Below are 17,228 nucleotides of genomic sequence, written 5' to 3' on the forward strand. Positions count from 1 at the left end.
CGGCAGTAGAAAGGACGCATGATCCGGGTCTTTCTCCTCGACGACCACGAGGTGGTCCGCCGCGGCCTGCTCGATCTGCTCCAGGCCGACGGCGACATCGAGGTGGTCGGCGAATCCGGCTCGGCTCAGGAGGCGACCCGCCGCATCCCCGCGCTGCGTCCCGACGTTGCCGTGCTCGACGCCCGGCTGCCCGACGGCAACGGCATCGACGTCTGCCGCGACATCCGGGCCGTCGACTCGACCATCAAGGGCCTGATCCTGACCTCGTACGAGGACGACGAGGCGCTCTTCGCGGCGATCATGGCCGGCGCCTCGGGGTACGTGCTGAAGCAGATCCGCGGCACCGACCTGGTCGACGCCGTCCGCCGGGTCGCCGCCGGGCAGTCGCTGCTCGACCCGGCCGTCACCCAGCGGGTGCTGGAACGCATCCGCAACGGCGTCGAACAGCCCCGCGAGCTGGCCTCGCTCACCGACCAGGAACGCAAGATCCTCGAGTACGTCGCCGAAGGGCTCACCAACCGCGAGATCGCCGGCCGGATGTTCCTGGCGGAGAAGACCGTCAAGAACTACGTCTCCAGCCTGCTCGCCAAGCTCGGCCTCGAGCGGCGCACCCAGGCAGCGGTGCTGGCCACCCGGCTGCTCGGCGAGCATCCACATTGATCACGGCGGCCGGGTTCAGGGCAGCAGCACCAGGCTCGCCGGCACCCGGCCGGCCAGCATGTCCTCGATGGATCCGTTGATGTCGTCGAGCCGGCGGGTCTCGTAGCGCACCCGGGTGCGCCCGGCGGCGTGCAGCCGGAAGACCTCGGTCAGGTCGGCGCGGGTGCCGACGATCGAGCCGATCACCCGGACGTCCTTGAGCACCTCCTGGAAGACCGGCATCCCGTCGTCGCGCAGCGGCGACGCCAGGACCAGCCGGCCGCCGCGGCGCAGCGAGGCGTGCGCCTGCTCGACGACCCGCGGGCCGGGGGCGAGGACGACGGCGACGTCGGCGCCGCCGAGTGCCCCGATCGCCGAGATCGGATCGATCTCGGCGGCGTTGACGACGTGGGCCGCGCCGAGCCGCTTGGCCATGACCAGTCTCTCCTCGGTGACGTCGACCGCGACGCACTCGCCGCCGAGGATCCCGGCGTACTGCAGGGCCAGGTGGCCGGGGCCGTCGATGCCGAAGACCGCCACCCGGGCGCCCGGGCCGACGCCGCCGGCCTTGACGGCCCGGTAGCCGGTGACGCCGGCGCAGGTCAGCGGGGCCGCCTCGGCGGGGTCGAGGCCCTCCGGCACGCCGACGACGTACCCGGCGCCGGCCACGGCGAACTCGGCGTGGCCGCCGTCGACCGCGTAGCCGGTGTCGAGCTGCCGGGCGCAGATCGTCTCCCAGCCGGTGACGCAGTACTCGCAGGCGCCGCAGGCGCGCTCCAGCCAGGGGATCGCCACCCGGTCACCGACGGCGGGCCGGGTGACGCCGGCGCCCGCCTTCTCGACGATGCCGACGCCCTCGTGGCCGGGTATGAACGGCGGCTGCGGCCGGACCGGCCAGTCGCCGCGGGCCGCGTGGATGTCGGTGTGGCACAGGCCGCTCGCCTCGATCCGCACCCGGACCTGCCCGGGACCGGGCTCGGGCAGCGGCACCCTCCTGACCTCCAGCGGCCGGTCGAAGCCGGTCACCATGGCTGCGCGCATCGACGTACCCCCGTCCTCGTCTCGACTCAACCTCGCCGAAGATCGCGTGCGCCGTTAGGGCCGAACGGCCCTGACACCCGGGACTACTGAGGGCTCGATCGCCGTTCCACGGCGGCGGGGCGGACCTCAGGGTTAACGTGCTTGAGGGCCGAAAGTCCCTCGGGGTATGCCTTCCGTGCCTCGGAACGGGTCTCGCCCGGACCTACGCTCGAGACAAGCCGAGAACTGCGAAGGGGATATCGCTGTGACCGCGGTCGTGACCGAACCTCGTACGCTCCCCGAACTCGACGAGACCGACCTTGCCCGGCTGGACGCCTGGTGGCGGGCCAACAACTACCTGACCATCGGTCAGATCTATCTGCAGGACAACGCGCTGCTGCACGAGCCGCTGACCCCCGCGCACATCAAGCCGCGGCTGCTCGGCCACTGGGGCACCAGCCCCGGCCTCTCGCTGATCTACGCACACGTGTCCCGGCTGATCCGCTACACCGGCCAACAGGCCATCTACCTCGCCGGACCCGGACACGGCGGCCCCGCCCTGGTCGCCGCCGGCTACCTCGAGGGCGCCTACACCGAGATCTACCCCAAGATCAGCCAGGACGAGGCCGGCATGCTGCGCCTGTTCCGGCAGTTCTCCAGCCCCGGCGGAATACCCAGCCACGTCTCGGTCACCACGCCTGGCTCGATCCACGAGGGCGGCGAACTCGGCTACGTGCTGGTCCACGCGTTCGGCGCGGTCATGGACAACCCGGACCTGCTCGCGATCGCGGTGGTCGGCGACGGCGAGGCCGAGACCGGACCCCTGGAGGGCTCCTGGAAGGGCGTCTCCTTCCTCAACCCCAAGCACGACGGCGCCGTCCTGCCGATCCTGCACCTCAACGGCGCCAAGATCGCCGGCCCGACCGTGCTGGCCCGCAAGGACCCGAACGAGGTACGCGCCCTGCTCCGCGGCCACGGCTACGACGTGGTCGAGGTCGAGGGCGACGACGTGCCCGGCATGCACTTCCGCTTCGCCGCCGCGCTGGGCACCGCCTGGCGGCGGATCCGCGAGATCCAGACCGCGGCCCGCGAGGGCGACTGGGACGGCAGCCGGCCGACCTGGCCGATGATCGTCCTGCGGTCGCCGAAGGGCTGGACCGGGCCGGACGAGGTCGACGGCGTCAAGGTCACCGGTACCTGGCGCTCGCACCAGGTACCGCTCTCCGGCGTACGCGACAACCCGGAGCACCTGGCGATGCTCGAGCGCTGGCTCAGGTCGTACCGTCCGGAGGAGCTCTTCGACCGCACCGGCGCGCCCAACGCCCTGATCCGGGAGCAGTCGCCGAAGGGCGACCTGCGGATGAGCGCCACCCCGCACGCCAACGGCGGCCTGCTCACCCGCGACCTGGACCTGCCCGACTTCCGCGGCTACGCCCTGGACGTGGCCGCGCCGGCCACCACGCGTGCGGAGTCGACCCGCAAGCTGGGCGAGCTGATGCGCGACATCTACCGCCGCAACCCGGACAACTTCCGGCTCTTCTGCCCGGACGAGACGAACAGCAACCGCCTCGGCGCGGTCTTCGAGGTCTCCGACCGGACATTCATGGAGCGGGTCACCCCGGACGACGTCAAGCTCGGCCGGGACGGCCGGGTGGTCGAGGTGCTCTCCGAGCACAGCTGCCACGGCTGGCTGGAGGGCTACAACCTCACCGGACGGCACGGCATGTTCGCCACCTACGAGGCGTTCGCCATGGTCAGCGCCTCGCAGACGGTGCAGCACGGCAAATGGCTGCAGGAGGCCAGGAACCTGCCCTGGCGCGCCAAGGTGCCCAGCCTCAACGTCCTGCTCACCTCGACGTGCTGGCGCAACGACCACAACGGCTTCTCGCACCAGGGACCCGGCCTGATCCAGGTGGTGCTGACCCAGCACGGCGACGTGGCCCGGGTCTACCTGCCGCCGGACGCGAACTGCCTGCTGTCGGTGGCCGACCACTGCTTCCGGTCCCGCTCGTACGTCAACCTGATCGTCATCGACAAGCAGCCGCAGCTCCAGTACCTGACGATGGACGAGGCGATCGAGCACTGCACCCGCGGCGCCGGCGTCTGGGAATGGGCCGGCACCGACGACGGCACCAGCGACCCGGACATCGTGCTGGCCTGCGCCGGCGACGTCGTCACCATGGAGACCGTCGCCGCCGCGCAGATCCTCAAGGAGCGGCTGCCCGGCTTCAAGACCCGGGTCGTCAACATCGTCGACCTCATGACGCTGCCCCGGCCCAAGGACCACCCGCACGGCATGAGCGAGACCCAGTTCACCGAGCTGTTCACCGACACCGTCGACGTGATCTCCTCGTTCCACGGCTACCTCGGCGGGATCCATCAGCTCGTGCACGGCCGGCCCGACGCCGACCGGTTCCACGTGCGCGGGTTCATCGAGGAGGGCACCACCACGACCCCGTTCGACATGACCGTGCGCAACCAGGTCTCCCGTTACCACCTGGTCATGGACGCCATCAACAACGCCAAGCGGCTGCCGCGCGGCGCCACCGAGCTCAAGGCCTGGTGTGTGGCGCAGCTCGCCCGGCACGACGCGTACATCGTCGAGCATCTCGAGGACATGCCCGAGGTCCGCGACTGGACCCTCGCCGACCGCACGACCGGATAGGGCCCGCACCGGAGCGGCCCGTGCCGGGGTGTCGTACCGTGATGCCTCGTGGCTAAGAGAGAACGGGCGCGGGCCGCCAAGGAGCCGGTCATACCGGCGGTGGTGGACGTCGTCGCGACACGCGCACAACCCTCCGGCGGGCTGGCCCGCTGGCTGCTCGAGCACAAGGTGCCGCCGGTCGGCCCGGCCGCCGCCGAGGCGCACTCCGAGCAGCACGCCTGGTGGAAGGTCATGTGCCTGACCGGCGTGGACTACTTCTCCAGCCTCGCCTACGTGCCGGCCATCGCCATCGCGGCGGCCGGCGCCGTGTCCCCGCTGGCGACCTTGATCATCGTGGCGCTGACGCTGTTCGGCATGCTGCCGATGTACCGGCGGGTGGCCAAGGAGAGCCCGCACGGCGCCGGGTCGGTGGCGATGCTGGAGGAGCTGCTGCCGTTCTGGCGCGGCAAGATCTTCGTGCTCGTCCTGCTCGGCTTCGTCGCCACCTCGTGGATCATCACGATCACCCTGTCGGCCTCGGACGCCAGCCTGCACGTGCTGGAGAACCCGCACGCGCCCGGCTTCCTGCACGGGCACGCGGTAGCGCTGACCGTCATCCTGCTGCTGGTCCTCGGCGGGGTGTTCCTGCTCGGCTTCAGCGAGGCCGTAAGCGTCGCCATCCCGCTGGTCGCGATCTTCCTCGGCCTCAACGCGATAATCATCGGCGCGGGCCTGGTCGAGGTGGTCACCTCGCCGACCGCGTGGTCGGCGTGGACGACCGCGCTCACCAGCCAGGGCGGCAGCTTCGCCGACCTGGTCGGGCCGGCGTTGTTCGCGTTCCCGTTGCTGGTGCTCGGCCTCTCCGGCTTCGAGACCGGGGTGAGCATGATGCCGCTCGTCGCCTCCGACGGCGCCGACGCCGAGCAGCGGCTGCGGTCGCGGATCCGCAACAGCCGCAAGCTGCTCACCACCGCCGCGGTCATCATGAGCGTCTACCTGCTCAGCAGCAGCCTCGTCACCACCATCCTGATCCCGGCCGGTGAGTTCGCCGAGGGCGGCGCCGCCAACGGGCGGGCCCTGGCCTGGCTGGCGCACGAGCAGTTCGGCGAGACGTTCGGCACCGTCTACGACATCAGCACCGTGCTGATCCTGTGGTTCGCCGGAGCCTCGGCGATGGCCGGACTCGTCAACATCGTGCCCCGCTACCTGCCCGGCTACGGCATGGCGCCCGAGTGGGGCCGCGCAGTGCGCCCGGTCGTCCTGGTGTACACCGCGATCAGCGTCGTGCTCACCATCGCGTTCAAGGCCGACGTCGACGCGCAGGCCGGCGCCTACGCCACCGGCATCCTGGCGATGATGGTCTCCGGCGCCTTCGCCGTCACTGTCTCCGCCTTCCGCCACCGCCAGCGCTGGGCCACGGCCGGCCTCGCGCTGCTCACCTGCATCCTGGCCTACGCGCTGACCGCGAACATCGTCGACAAGCCCGACGGCATCGCCATCTCCGCCATGTTCGTCGCCGGCATCATCACCGTCTCCCTGATCTCCCGGGTCTCCCGCACGACGGAGCTGCGCGCCGACCGCATCGAGTTCGACGACACGGCCCGCGGGTTCATCACCGACACCCTCGACCACGACGGCCAGATCAACATCATCGCCAACCGCCGCCAGGCCGGCGACGCCGCCGAGTACCGGCTCAAGGAGCGCGAGCAGCGCGGCGACAACCCCGTGCCCGGCACCGCCGACGTGCTGTTCCTGGAGATCGACGTCATCGACCCGTCGGAGTTCAGCGAGACGCTCACCGTCCGGGGCGTGCGGGTCGGCCCGCACCGGGTCCTGCGCGCGCAGGCACCCGCCGGCCCCAACGCGATCGCCGCCGTCCTGCTCGCCCTGCGCGACACCACCGGGGTACGCCCGCACTGCTACTTCGCCTGGGCCGAGGGCAGCCCGCTGGTGCACATGGTCCGGTACTTCCTGCTCGGCCGCGGCGACACCGCGCCCGTGGTCCGCGAGATCGTCCGCAAGCACGAGCCGGACCCCGCCCGCCGCCCCGCCATCCACGTCGGCTAGCCGGGCCGGCGTCAACGGCGGGTCAAGAATGGCGTGGCGGCGTAGTCATCGCGTCAATACCGCTGACAACTACCGCGCCCTCGGCGGGGTGATCACCCCGATCCGCGGCGACGCGGCGGCGCACCCGGCCGTGCCCGCCGACGCCGTCACGGCCTCCGGCAGCGGCCTCGACCCGCACATCAGCCCCGCGTACGCCGAGCTCCAGGTGCCGCGGGTCGCCCGGATCCGCGGCCTGAGCGAGGACACCGTGCGCACACTGGTACGCGAACACACCGACGGCCGGGCGCTCGGCTTCCTCGGCGAGCCGGGCGTCGACGTCCTGCAACTCAATGTCGCCCTCGACGAGCGACGGTAAGGAGACCGGGGTGGCCCGCGGGCAGCTACGCATCTACCTTGGTGCCGCACCGGGCGTCGGCAAGACGTACACCATGCTGGAGGAGGCGCACCGCCGCGCCGAGCGCGGCACCGACATCGTCGTCGGGCTGGTCGAGACGCACGGCCGCGCGCACACCGCCGCGATGATCGGCGACCTGGAGGTGATCGCCCGCCGTCGGATGTCCTACCGTGGGGCCGATTTCACCGAGATGGACCTGGACGCGCTCCTGGACCGGTCCCCCGCGGTGGCCGTGGTGGACGAACTGGCCCACACCAACGTGCCGGGCTGCCGCAACGCCAAGCGCTGGCAGGACGTGCAAGAACTGCTCAACGCCGGTACCACCGTTCTGACGACGGTCAACGTGCAGCACTTGGAGTCGCTCAACGACGTGGTCGCGCAGATCACCGGCGTCGAGCAGCGCGAGACCGTGCCCGACGCGGTGGTCCGCGCCGCCGAGCAGGTCGAGCTGGTCGACATGACCCCGGAGGCGCTGCGCCGGCGGATGGCGCACGGCAACATCTACCGGCCGGAGAAGATCGACGCCGCGCTCGGCAACTACTTCCGCACCGGCAACCTCACCGCCCTGCGCGAGCTGGCCCTGCTCTGGCTCGCCGACAAGGTCGACGACCAGCTCGACGCCTACCGCGCCGCCCACCGGATCGACGCCACCTGGGAGACCCGGGAACGCGTCGTCGTCGCGCTCACCGGCGGCCCGGAGGGCGACACCCTGATCCGCCGGGCCACCCGGATCGCCGACCGCACCAAGGGTGCCGACCTGCTGGCCGTGCATGTAGCGCGCAACGACGGCCTGGCCGGTGCCGACCCGGCGGCGCTGGCCCGACAGCGGGTCCTGGTCGAGGGCCTCGGCGGCACCTACCACCAGGTCATGGGCGGGGACGTCCCGGCGGCGCTGCTGGAGTTCGCGCGCGGCGCCAACGCCACCCAGATCGTGCTCGGCGCGTCCAGCCGCGGGCGGCTCGCCCAGCTCTTCTCCGCCGGCGTCGGCGTCACCACCGCCGCCCGCTCGGGCAGCATCGACGTGCACCTGGTGACCCACGAACGCGTCCGGCGTGGTCACGTCGCCCGTCGGCTGCCGGCGGCGTTGTCGCGCAGGCGGCGGATCGCCGGGTTCCTGACCGTGCTCGCCGGGTTTCCGGCGCTAACCTGGCTGCTGCACGCCGCGTCCCCCACGACGCTGACCAACGACATCCTGCTGTTCCTCGCGGCCGTCGTCGGCGTCGCGCTCATCGGCGGACTGTGGCCCGCGCTGCTCGCGGCGGTCGGCGGATCGCTGCTGCTCAACTGGTTCTTCACCCCGCCGACCGGCCGTTTCACCATCGCCGAGGGCGCCAACCTGCTCGCCCTGATCATCTTCGTCGTGGTGGCCGTCGCGGTGAGCTGGGTCGTGGACACCGCCGCCCGCACCACCCGTCGCGCCGCCCAGGCCGGCGCCGACGCGCAGACCCTAGCCACCGTCGCCGGCAGCGTGCTGCGCGGCGCCCGGCCGCTGACCGCCCTGCTCGAACGGCTCCGGGAGACGTTCCGCCAGGAGACGGTCACCCTGCTCGAACGCGACGGTCCCGGGTGGACGGTCGTCGCCTCGGTCGGCGGCGCACCCTGCCCGGCGCCGTCGGAGGCCGACGCCGAGGTGAACGCGGACGACCGGCTCACCATCGTCATGCGCGGCCCGGCGCTGCGGGCCAGCGACCGGCGGATCGTGGAGGCCTTCGCCGCGCAGGCCGCCCTCGCCGTGCGGCAGGAGCGCCTCGCGGCCGAGGCCGCCGCCGCGAAGCCGCTCGCCGAGGCGGACAAGATGCACACCGCGCTGCTCGCGGCCGTCAGCCACGACCTGCGTACCCCGCTCGCGGCCGCGAAGGCGGCGGTGGCCGGGCTCGCCGCGCAGGACGTGCACCTGGACGACGAGGACCGGGCCGAGCTGCTCGCCACCGCCGACGAGTCACTCGACAAGCTCGACCGGCTCGTCGCGAACCTGCTCGACATGAGCCGCCTGCAAGCGGGCGCGCTCGGCGTGCACGCCGTCGACCTGGGCGCCGAGGACGTCGTGCCCCGCGCCCTCGACGACCTCGGCGTGACCATCCCCCTGCACCTGCCGGCCGACCTGCCCGCCGTGCACGCCGACCCCGGCCTGCTCGAACGCATCCTGGTCAACCTCGTCGCCAACGCACTGCGGCACAGCCCGGCCGGCCGGCCGCCGGTCGTCACCGCCAGCGCGCTGGCCGGCACCATCGAGATCCGGGTCATCGACCACGGCCCGGGCATCCCGGAGGACCGGTGGGAGGACGTGTTCCTGCCGTTCCAGCGGCTCGGCGACCGCGACAACCACACCGGCGTCGGGCTCGGCCTCGCACTCTCCCGCGGGCTCACCGAGGTCATGGGCGGCACGCTGACCCCGGAGGAGACACCCGGCGGCGGCCTCACCATGATTCTCGCGCTGCCCGCCGGCGCGCACGCGACGGAGGTACCCGAATGACCCGCATCCTGGTCGTCGACGACGAACCGCAGATCCTGCGCGCCCTGCGGGTCAACCTGCGCGCCCGCGGCTACGAGGTCGTCACCGCCGGCGACGGCGGCGCCGCACTGAAGGCAGCCGCCGACAACCCGCCCGACCTGGTGGTGCTCGACCTCGGCCTGCCCGACCTGGACGGCGTCGAGGTCATCGGCGGGCTGCGCGGCTGGACCGCCGTCCCGATCGTGGTCCTCTCCGGCCGGGCCGAGAGCCGCGACAAGGTCGACGCCCTCGACGCCGGCGCCGACGACTACGTCACCAAGCCGTTCGGGGTGGACGAGCTGCTGGCCCGCATCCGGGCCGCCCTGCGCCGGGCGCAGCCCGCCGCCGAGCATCCCGCCGTGGTCACCGTCGGCCGGTACGCCGTCGACCTGGCCGCGCGCACCGTCTCGCACGACGTGAAGCTGACGCCGACCGAGTGGCAGATCCTCGACCACCTGCTGCGCAACCCCGGCATGCTGGTCAGCCAGCGCCTGCTGCTGCGCGACGTGTGGGGGCCGCAGTACTCGACCGAGACGAACTATCTGCGGCAGTACATGGCCCGGCTGCGCCGCAAGCTCGAGGAGGATCCGGCGCACCCGAGGCACCTGCTCACCGAGCCGGGCATGGGCTACCGGTTCGCGCCCTGATCGCCCCGCGCGGCGGCGGCCTTGAGCTCGGCCCAGCGCTCCAGCATGGCCGGCAGGTTGTCCTGCACCCAGTTGTAGAAGTCGCTCATGCCCGCCAGTCGCTCCCCCGCGATCGTGTCGCGCCCGCCCGCGGCGGCGGCGCCCTGCGCCGCGGCGTCGGCAAGGGTCTTCAGGAGGGTCATCTTGGCGACGGTCACCTCGTACCAGGAGTCGTCCACGAGGCGGTAGCGGTCGCGGCGCGAGCCGGGCACGTGCTCCCGGGTCACCATGCTGAGCTGGGTCAGGTAGCGCACCGCGCCCGAGATGGCCGCCGGGCTGACGTCAAGGCGCTCGGCCAGCTCCCCCGCGCTCAGCGACCGCTCGTCGGCCGCCATCAGGGTGAACACCACCCGGCCGGCCATCCGCGGGAAGCCCCAGTCGCCCAGCAGCCGGGACATGTCCTCCACAAAGCTGCGCAGCGCGGTCTCGTCCCGCATGCGGACCCCCTCGCGTCAATTTTTCGTGTACGAACTTTCACACATGTGTGAAACGAGTGTAGCTTCTGAAACGTGGAAAATGCGATCTCGGTAGCCGGCCTGACCAAGCGGTTCGGCCGGGTCACCGCGCTCGACGGTCTCGACCTGACCGTCGCGCAGGGTGAGGTGCAGGGGTTCCTCGGCCCGCCGCGACATGCCGATAACCTGACCCGGCACCACTCGCCCCTGCGCAAAGGGAGCTGACATGACCACCTCCGACGGGCCCGCGATCTCGATCACCGGGCTGAGCAAGTCGTTCGGGGCCGCCAAGGCCCTCGACGGGCTCGACCTGACCGTTGCCACCGGCGAGGTGCATGGCTTCCTCGGCCCGAACGGCGCGGGAAAGACCACCACCATCCGGGTGCTGCTCGGCCTGCTGCGTCCCGACGCCGGCGAGGTGCGGCTGCTGGGCGGCGACCCGGGCCGCGACGCGGTCGCCCTGCACGGCCGGCTGGCCTACGTGCCCGGCGACGTCACGCTCTGGCCGGGCATCACCGGCGGCGAGGTCATCGACCTGCTCGGCCGGATGCGCGGCGGCATCGACCGGCGCCGGCGCGACGAGCTGCTGGAGCGGTTCGACCTGGACCCCCGCAAGAAGGCGCGCACCTACTCCAAGGGCAACCGGCAGAAGGTCGCCCTGATCGCGGCGCTGGCCGCGGACGTCGAGCTGCTGCTGCTCGACGAGCCGACGTCGGGCCTGGACCCGCTGATGGAGTCGGTGTTCCAGCAGTGCATCCAGGAGGTGAAGCGGCAGGGCCGGACGGTGCTGCTGTCCAGCCACATCCTGGCCGAGGCCGAGGCGCTGTGCGACCGGGTGAGCATCATCCGGCTCGGCCGCACCGTCGAGTCCGGCACGCTGAGCGAGCTGCGGCACCTGACCCGCACGTCGGTCACGGTCGAGACGGCGGAGTCGCCGGCCGGCATCGAGGCGCTGCCCGGCGTGTACGACGCGGTGGTCGAGGACCATCACGCCCGCTTCGACGTCGACACCGCCCAGCTGGACGCCGTGGTGCGCCGGCTCGCGCCGCTCGGCGTGCGCAGCCTGACCAGCACGCCGCCGACGCTGGAGGAGCTGTTCCTGCGCCACTACGGCGACCAGGAGGTGCCGTCTTGACCGGGACCCTCGGCCTGCTGCGCTTCATGCTCCGCCGTGAGCGTTTCGGCCTGCCGTGGTGGTTGCTCGGCGCGACGTTGCTCGTGCTGATCCAGTCCACCCAGAGCCAGACCCTGTACGGCACGCCCGAGGCCCTGGAGAAGCTGCGCCACTCGATCGGCGGCAACACCGCCGTGATCGCGATGAGTGGCCCGACCCGGCTGCTGGACGCCATCGGCGGCGAGGTCGTGTTCGAGATCCTCGGCTTCGTGTCCATCGTGGTCGCGCTGATGAGCATGTTCCTGGTCGGCCGGCACACCCGCGCCGAGGAGGAGACCGGCCGCGCCGAGCTGCTCCGCTCGGCGCGGGTCGGCAAGCGGGCCCCGCTGGCGGCGGCGCTGTCGCTTGCCGCGCTGGCGAACCTGGCCGTCGCGGTGCTGGTGTTCGCCGCGACCGCCGGCACCGGCCTGCCGGTCGGCGGCTCGCTGCTGTTCGGCCTCGCGACCGCCGCCGTCGGCATCACGTTCGCCGCGCTCACCGCCCTCGCGGCGCAGGTCTTCGAGAACGCCCGCGCGGTGTACGGCGCCGTCGCGCTCGTCCTCGGGGCGGCCTACGTGCTGCGGGCCGCCGGCGACGTCGGCAACGGCGCTCTGTCCTGGGCCTCGCCGATCGGCTGGAGCCAGCGCACGTTTCCGTACACCGGCGACCGGTGGTGGCCGCTGTTGCTCGCGCTCTGCACCTCCGCGCTGCTGGTGGCGGGCGCGGTGGCGCTGCTCGGGCACCGCGACTTCGGCGCCGGCCTGGTGCCGCCCCGGCCCGGCCGGCCCACCGCCTCCCCCGCGCTGCGCAACGCGTACGCGCTGGCCTGGCGCCTGCAACGCGGTTCCCTGATCGGCTGGGCGGCCGGGCTCTTCCTGCTCGGCGCCGCGTACGGCTCGATCGGCGACACCATCGAGCAGTACTTCCTGGACAACCCGGAGGTCGCCAAGTTCCTGCCGGGCGGCACCGCGGACCTCGTCGACGCCTACCTGGCACTGACCGTCGGGCTCTCCGCCCTGCTCGCGGCGGCCTACGGGGTGGCGGCCACGCTGCGGCTGCGCGGCGAGGAGACCTCCGGCCGGGCCGAGCCGGTGCTGGCGACGGCGACCGGCCGCGGCACCTGGCTGGCGAGCCACCTCAGCGTCTCCCTGGCCGGCAGCGCCCTGGTGCTGCTCACGTTCGGCCTCGGCGAGGGTTTGGCGTACGGCCTGACCGTCTCGGACGCCGGCCAGATACCGCGCCTGGCGGCGGTCGCGCTCGCCTACCTGCCCGCGGTGTGGCTGATCGTCGCCGTGGTGGTGCTGGTGCTCGGCTGGTTGCCGCGCGCGTCCGCGGCCCTGGCGTGGGTGGCCGTCGGCTACTGCGCGGTCATCGCGCTCTTCGCCGACTCGTTCGACCTGCCCGGCTGGTCGCGACGCGCGTCGCCGTTCGCGCACACCCCGCAGGTCCCGCTCGACAACCTGGGCGTCGCGCCGCTGCTCGTCATCGGCCTGGTCGCCGCGTCGCTCGTGGCGGCCGGCTACGCCGGACTACGCCGCCGAGACCTCGGCTACTAGGGGCCCGGATGCTGCATGTACGGGTGATCACACCCGAGGAACGCACCGAGGCGGTACTGGAAGAGCTGGCGGGCGACGTGGCGGTCACCCACCTGATCGTGCTGCCCGGCGCCGCCCGCTCGCCGCGCGGCGACGTGCTGGAGTTCGACGTGGTCCGCGAGGGTGCCAGCGTCGTGCTGGACCGGCTGCGCGCCCGCGGGCTGGACACCGACGGCGCGATCGTCGTCGAGCGGGTCGACGCCGCGTTGTCGGCGTCGGCCGACCGGGCCGCACGGCGGGTACCCGGGCTGGGCGTCGACGCCGTGGTCTGGCAGGAGCTCGAGCAGCAGACCGGCGAGGAGGCCGAGCTGTCCGGCTCGTTCCTGGCGTTCATGACCATCGCCATGATCATCGCCGCGATCGGTGTCCTGCTCGACCAGCCGATCCTGATCGTCGGATCGATGGTCGTCGGCCCGGAGTTCGGCCCGCTCTCCGCCCTCTGCGTCGGCATCGTGCGGCGCCGATGGCGGCTGGTCCGCCGCTCGGGGCTGGCCCTCGCGGCCGGCTTCCCGTTCGCCATGGTCGTCACGGTGCTGGCGGTGTGGCTGCTCACCGCCCTCGATCTGGTGGACCGGTCGATGCTGCTCCAGGAGCGGCCGCTCACCGACTTCATCTGGCGCCCGGACGCGCTGTCCTGGGTGATCGGCTTCCTCGGCGGCGTGGCCGGCATGCTCTCGCTCACCTCGGCCAAGACCGGCACGCTGGTCGGCGTGCTGATCTCGGTGACCACCATCCCCGCGGCGGCCAACGCCGCGGTCGCGCTGGCCTACGGCGCACACGAGGAGGCGGTCGGCTCCGCGCTCCAGCTGGTCATCAACGTGGCGGCGATCGTTGTCGCCGGCGTGCTCACCCTGCTGTTCCAGCAGGTCGTGTGGCGGCGTACCCGGCCGGCGGGCTGAGTCAGTCCAGGTCCGCCTGCCACAGGTCCGGGCCGAAGACCTCGTACTGGATGTCGCGCACCGGAACGCCGCGCTCGATCAGCGAGCCCCGGATCGCCTGCATGAACGCGATCGGCCCGCACAGGTAGTAGAGCGCGTCCTCCGGCAGGTCCACTCCGGACAGACTCATCATGCCGCCGTGCACGCCGGCGACGGGCAGCTCGCTGCCCGAGCCGTCCTCGTACCAGACCCGCAGCGAGGATCCGGGCAGCCGGGCGAGGTCGCCGGCCAACTGGCGGCGCAGCGGGAACGCGCGCTCGTTCGCGTCGGCGTGCAGCAGCGTGACCTGAAGGCTCGAACCCGCCGCGACCAGGTGCGAGATCATCCCGGCCATCGGGGCGACCCCGATCCCGGCGCTGACGAACACCGCCGGCCGGCCGCCGTCGTCGAGCACGACGTCGCCGTACGGCACGCTCAGGCTGAGCTCGTCGCCGACCTGGATCCGGTCGTGCAGCAGCGTCGACACCTCGCCGTCGGGCTTGCCGCCGCCGTGCACCCGCTTGACGGCGAAGTAGCGGTGCTCGCCGTCGTCGGCCCGGGTCAGGCTGAACTGGCGCGGCTGGCGCACCCCGTCCGGCATCGGCGCCTGCACGGTGATGTACTGGCCGGGCAGCGAGGTACGCACCGGCCGGTCGTCGACGCGCCGCATGACGAACTGCACGACGTCGTCGGCCTCGGGCACCTTCTCCGCGACGCGCCACCGCCGCCACACCCGCTCCGCGGTCACCCCGCGCGCGCTGTACAGGCCGCGTTCCTGGTTGATCAGCGCGTAGGCCATCAGCCAGTAGACCTCGTCCCACGCGGCCGCGACGTCGGCGGTGACCGCGTCGCCGAGCACGTCGCCGATGGCCCACATCAGGTTGTCCCGCACGATCTGGTACTGGTCCGGGCCGATGCCCAGCGTCGCGTGCTTGTGCGCGATCCGGGTCAGCAGCCGCTCCGGCAGCTGCCGCGGGTGCTTGACCAGCGCGGTCGCGAACACCGCAACCGAGCCGGCCAGGGCCTTCGGCTGGCTGCCGTCGGCCTGGTTACCGCGGTTGAACACCCCGTCGAGGAGTTCCGGGTGCCCGGCGAACATGTGCGCGTAGAACCGTGTCGCGATCTCGGCGATGTTGTCGCCGACGACCGGCAGCGTGGCCTCGACGATCGGCCGGGCCTTGTCCGACAGCACCTGTGACCTCCCGGGTGAGGAATGGGCACGCCCCTCCCGACACTATCCACGATTCGGGCGCCGGCTACGCGGGATCGGATATCGCGCCCGGCCGGACCAGGCCGGTCTCGTAGGCCAGGACCGCAGCCTGTACGCGGTCGCGCAGCCCGAGCTTGGTCAGGATCGCCGAGACGTGCGTCTTGACCGTCGCCTGGGTGAGGAAGAGCCGCTCGGCTATCTCGGTGTTGGTCAGCGCGCGGGCGACCAGCGTCAGCACCTCGGCCTCCCGGGCGGTGAGCAGGTCGAGCCGCCGGTCCGGGCCCGGGCCGGCCGGCAGGCCCGCCGCGAACCGGTCGAGCAGGCGCCGGGTCACCGTCGGCGCCAGCAGCGCCTCGCCGCGGGCCACCACCCGGACGGCGTCGGCCAGCTCGGCCGGGCGGATGTCCTTGAGCAGGAAGCCGCTCGCACCGGCCCGCAGCGCGGCGAAGACCGGCTCGTCGAGGTCGAACGTGGTCAGCATGACGACCCGGGCGGCGCTGCCGGACGCGACGATCCGCCGGGTCGCCTCGATGCCGTCCATCCTGGGCATCCGGACGTCCATCAGCACCACGTCGGGCCGGAGCTCGGCGGTCAGCGCCACCGCCGCCAGCCCGTCGCCTGCCTCGCCGACCACCTCGATGTCGTCGCGGGCCTCCAGGATCATCGCGAACCCGGCGCGGACCAGCTCCTGGTCGTCGGCGAGCACGACGGTGACGCTCACGCGGGCGCTCCAAGGGGCAGGCGGGCCGAGACGCGGAACCCGCCGGCGGGCAGCGGTCCGGCGTCGAGGCTACCGCCGACCAGCCGGGCGCGTTCGCGCATGCCGACCAGGCCCGCGCCGGCGCCGTGCGGGGCGGGCACCCGAGCGGCCGGCGCGCCGTCGTCGGTGATCTCCAGGTGCAGCGCGGCGTCGGTCCAGCGCAGGTCGACCTCGGCCCGGGTCGCCCGCGCGTGCCGCAGCGTGTTGGTCAGCGACTCCTGGACGATCCGGTACGCGGACAGGCTGACGTCGGCCGGCACGATCCGGGCGGGCCCGGCCCGGTTGACGGCCACCGCGAGCCCGGCCGCGCCGAGCGAGGCCGCGAGCGCGTCGAGCTGGTCGAGGCCGGGCTGGGGCGATCGCGGCTCGGTGCCGTCCGGGCGCAGCGCCTGGAGCATGACCCGCAGCTCGCCAAGGGCCGATCGGCCGGCGTCCTGGATCGTGTCGAGCGCGGCCCGGGCCCGCTCCGGCCGCCGGTCGAAGACGTCCGCGGCCGCGCCGGCCTGCACCACCATCAGCGACACGTTGTGCGCGATCACGTCGTGCAGTTCGCGGGCCAGCCGCGCGCGCTCGTCCGAGACGATCCGGCGGCGCTCCTGCTCGCGCCGGATGCACCGGGTCCGGGCCAGCTCGCCCCAGGCCCAGCCGAGCAGGGACCCGAAGACGGCGGTGACCAGCTCGGCCCAGCCGCCGTGCAGGTACGACCAGGGCGTCAGGGCGAGCATCACGGCCAGCGCCCGCAGCGAGACCCGCGGCGGCCTGATCCGGGCGTAGGAGATCAGCGGCGCGGCGGCCAGCCCCAGCCAGCCGACCTGCGGCGCGAGCGCCTCGATGCCGATGCCGGCGGCGATCGCGAGGCCCATCGCCGCCTCCGGCCACCGGCGCATCAGCAGGAGCGTGGCCGCCTGGGCGAGCCCGCAGCACACGGCGGCAACGGTCGCGGCGACGGTGCCGGGCCCCTCCGGCACGGCGAGGATCAGCGCGGTCAGCAGGACCGCGAGCACGCCGGCCCAGGCCGCGTCGGAAACGGCCGGCCTCATCCGGAAGGTCCTCATGCCCCTCACGGTAGGCCGCCGGGCGCCGCGGCTCATCCGTCGCGGGAACGACCCGGTCTCCGTCCCTGGGGCGATCCGGGACGAGGCCCGCGCGCCGGATCGTGGTGGGCAGTCCGATGCCGGCACCACTCCAGGAGGATCC

14 protein-coding genes and 1 pseudogene are annotated in these 17,228 nt (G+C 72.9%); 10 read left to right on the plus strand and 5 right to left on the minus strand.

What is annotated here, in order from left to right:
* The first annotated feature begins 18 nt into the window (after window positions 1–18).
* Window positions 19–660, plus strand: coding sequence for a response regulator (locus BJ971_RS23575; protein WP_184995400.1), 642 nt, complete (start codon window positions 19–21; stop codon window positions 658–660).
* Window positions 661–675: 15 nt separating this feature from the next.
* Here the strand turns inward: BJ971_RS23575 and BJ971_RS23580 are convergent, their stop codons facing one another.
* Window positions 676–1,680: an alcohol dehydrogenase catalytic domain-containing protein gene (locus BJ971_RS23580; RefSeq protein ID WP_184995401.1), complete on the minus strand. Its 1,005-nt coding sequence runs from the start codon at window positions 1,678–1,680 to the stop codon at window positions 676–678.
* Window positions 1,681–1,924: 244 nt separating this feature from the next.
* Here BJ971_RS23580 and BJ971_RS23585 point away from each other — a divergent pair, with 244 nt between their 5' ends.
* The 5 genes and pseudogenes from BJ971_RS23585 to BJ971_RS23605 all read left to right on the plus strand — a co-directional run bounded on the left by BJ971_RS23585 (window position 1,925) and on the right by BJ971_RS23605 (window position 9,902).
* Window positions 1,925–4,324: a phosphoketolase family protein gene (locus BJ971_RS23585; protein WP_239087824.1), complete on the plus strand. Its 2,400-nt coding sequence runs from the start codon at window positions 1,925–1,927 to the stop codon at window positions 4,322–4,324.
* A 48-nt stretch (window positions 4,325–4,372) separates the two neighbouring features.
* Window positions 4,373–6,370, plus strand: coding sequence for an APC family permease (locus BJ971_RS23590; protein WP_377885628.1), 1,998 nt, complete (start codon window positions 4,373–4,375; stop codon window positions 6,368–6,370).
* 64 nt (window positions 6,371–6,434) lie between these two features.
* Window positions 6,435–6,725, plus strand: a pseudogene (locus tag BJ971_RS23595) (potassium-transporting ATPase subunit C); the annotation flags it as partial.
* A gap of 10 nt (window positions 6,726–6,735) precedes the next feature.
* Window positions 6,736–9,237 carry a DUF4118 domain-containing protein gene (locus tag BJ971_RS23600; RefSeq protein ID WP_184995404.1) on the plus strand — a complete coding sequence of 834 codons (2,502 nt, stop codon included), beginning with the start codon at window positions 6,736–6,738 and terminating at the stop codon, window positions 9,235–9,237.
* Window positions 9,234–9,902, plus strand: a complete 669-nt coding sequence (locus tag BJ971_RS23605; RefSeq protein ID WP_184995405.1) for a response regulator — start codon at window positions 9,234–9,236, stop codon at window positions 9,900–9,902. Before BJ971_RS23600 ends, BJ971_RS23605 begins: the two co-directional genes overlap by 4 nt.
* On the opposite strand, the gene BJ971_RS23610 is transcribed toward BJ971_RS23605, so the two are convergent.
* The gene (locus tag BJ971_RS23610; RefSeq protein ID WP_184995406.1) at window positions 9,884–10,378 is read right to left on the minus strand and encodes a GbsR/MarR family transcriptional regulator; all 495 of its coding nucleotides are present in this window, start codon (window positions 10,376–10,378) and stop codon (window positions 9,884–9,886) included. The two genes, BJ971_RS23605 and BJ971_RS23610, sit on opposite strands and share 19 nt — an antisense overlap.
* A 72-nt stretch (window positions 10,379–10,450) precedes the next feature.
* Between BJ971_RS23610 and BJ971_RS23615 the strand changes: the two genes are divergently transcribed.
* From BJ971_RS23615 to BJ971_RS23630, 4 genes are read left to right on the plus strand one after another with little or no spacing between them, the layout of a single operon-like run.
* Complete coding sequence (locus BJ971_RS23615; protein ID WP_377885627.1) at window positions 10,451–10,621, plus strand: hypothetical protein; 171 nt, start codon at window positions 10,451–10,453, stop codon at window positions 10,619–10,621.
* Between the two features lies 1 nt (window position 10,622).
* Window positions 10,623–11,531, plus strand: a complete 909-nt coding sequence (locus BJ971_RS23620) for an ABC transporter ATP-binding protein (protein WP_184995407.1) — start codon at window positions 10,623–10,625, stop codon at window positions 11,529–11,531.
* Window positions 11,528–13,105 carry an ABC transporter permease gene (locus BJ971_RS23625; RefSeq protein WP_184995408.1) on the plus strand — a complete coding sequence of 526 codons (1,578 nt, stop codon included), beginning with the start codon at window positions 11,528–11,530 and terminating at the stop codon, window positions 13,103–13,105. The genes BJ971_RS23620 and BJ971_RS23625 overlap by 4 nt, the downstream gene beginning before the upstream one ends.
* A gap of 8 nt (window positions 13,106–13,113) precedes the next feature.
* The gene (locus tag BJ971_RS23630; protein ID WP_184995409.1) at window positions 13,114–14,043 is read left to right on the plus strand and encodes a DUF389 domain-containing protein; all 930 of its coding nucleotides are present in this window, start codon (window positions 13,114–13,116) and stop codon (window positions 14,041–14,043) included.
* Window position 14,044: 1 nt separating this feature from the next.
* On the opposite strand, the gene BJ971_RS23635 is transcribed toward BJ971_RS23630, so the two are convergent.
* The 3 genes from BJ971_RS23635 to BJ971_RS23645 form a co-directional block, all read right to left on the minus strand.
* Window positions 14,045–15,253, minus strand: a complete 1,209-nt coding sequence (locus tag BJ971_RS23635) for a globin domain-containing protein (RefSeq protein ID WP_184995410.1) — start codon at window positions 15,251–15,253, stop codon at window positions 14,045–14,047.
* 64 nt (window positions 15,254–15,317) lie between these two features.
* Window positions 15,318–15,992 carry a response regulator gene (locus tag BJ971_RS23640; RefSeq protein WP_184995411.1) on the minus strand — a complete coding sequence of 225 codons (675 nt, stop codon included), beginning with the start codon at window positions 15,990–15,992 and terminating at the stop codon, window positions 15,318–15,320.
* Window positions 15,989–17,086 carry a sensor histidine kinase gene (locus tag BJ971_RS23645; protein WP_184995412.1) on the minus strand — a complete coding sequence of 366 codons (1,098 nt, stop codon included), beginning with the start codon at window positions 17,084–17,086 and terminating at the stop codon, window positions 15,989–15,991. Before BJ971_RS23645 ends, BJ971_RS23640 begins: the two co-directional genes overlap by 4 nt.
* Window positions 17,087–17,228 lie beyond the last annotated feature (142 nt).

Source organism: Amorphoplanes digitatis, assembly GCF_014205335.1.
Classification (GTDB): Bacteria; Actinomycetota; Actinomycetes; order Mycobacteriales; family Micromonosporaceae; genus Actinoplanes; species Actinoplanes digitatus.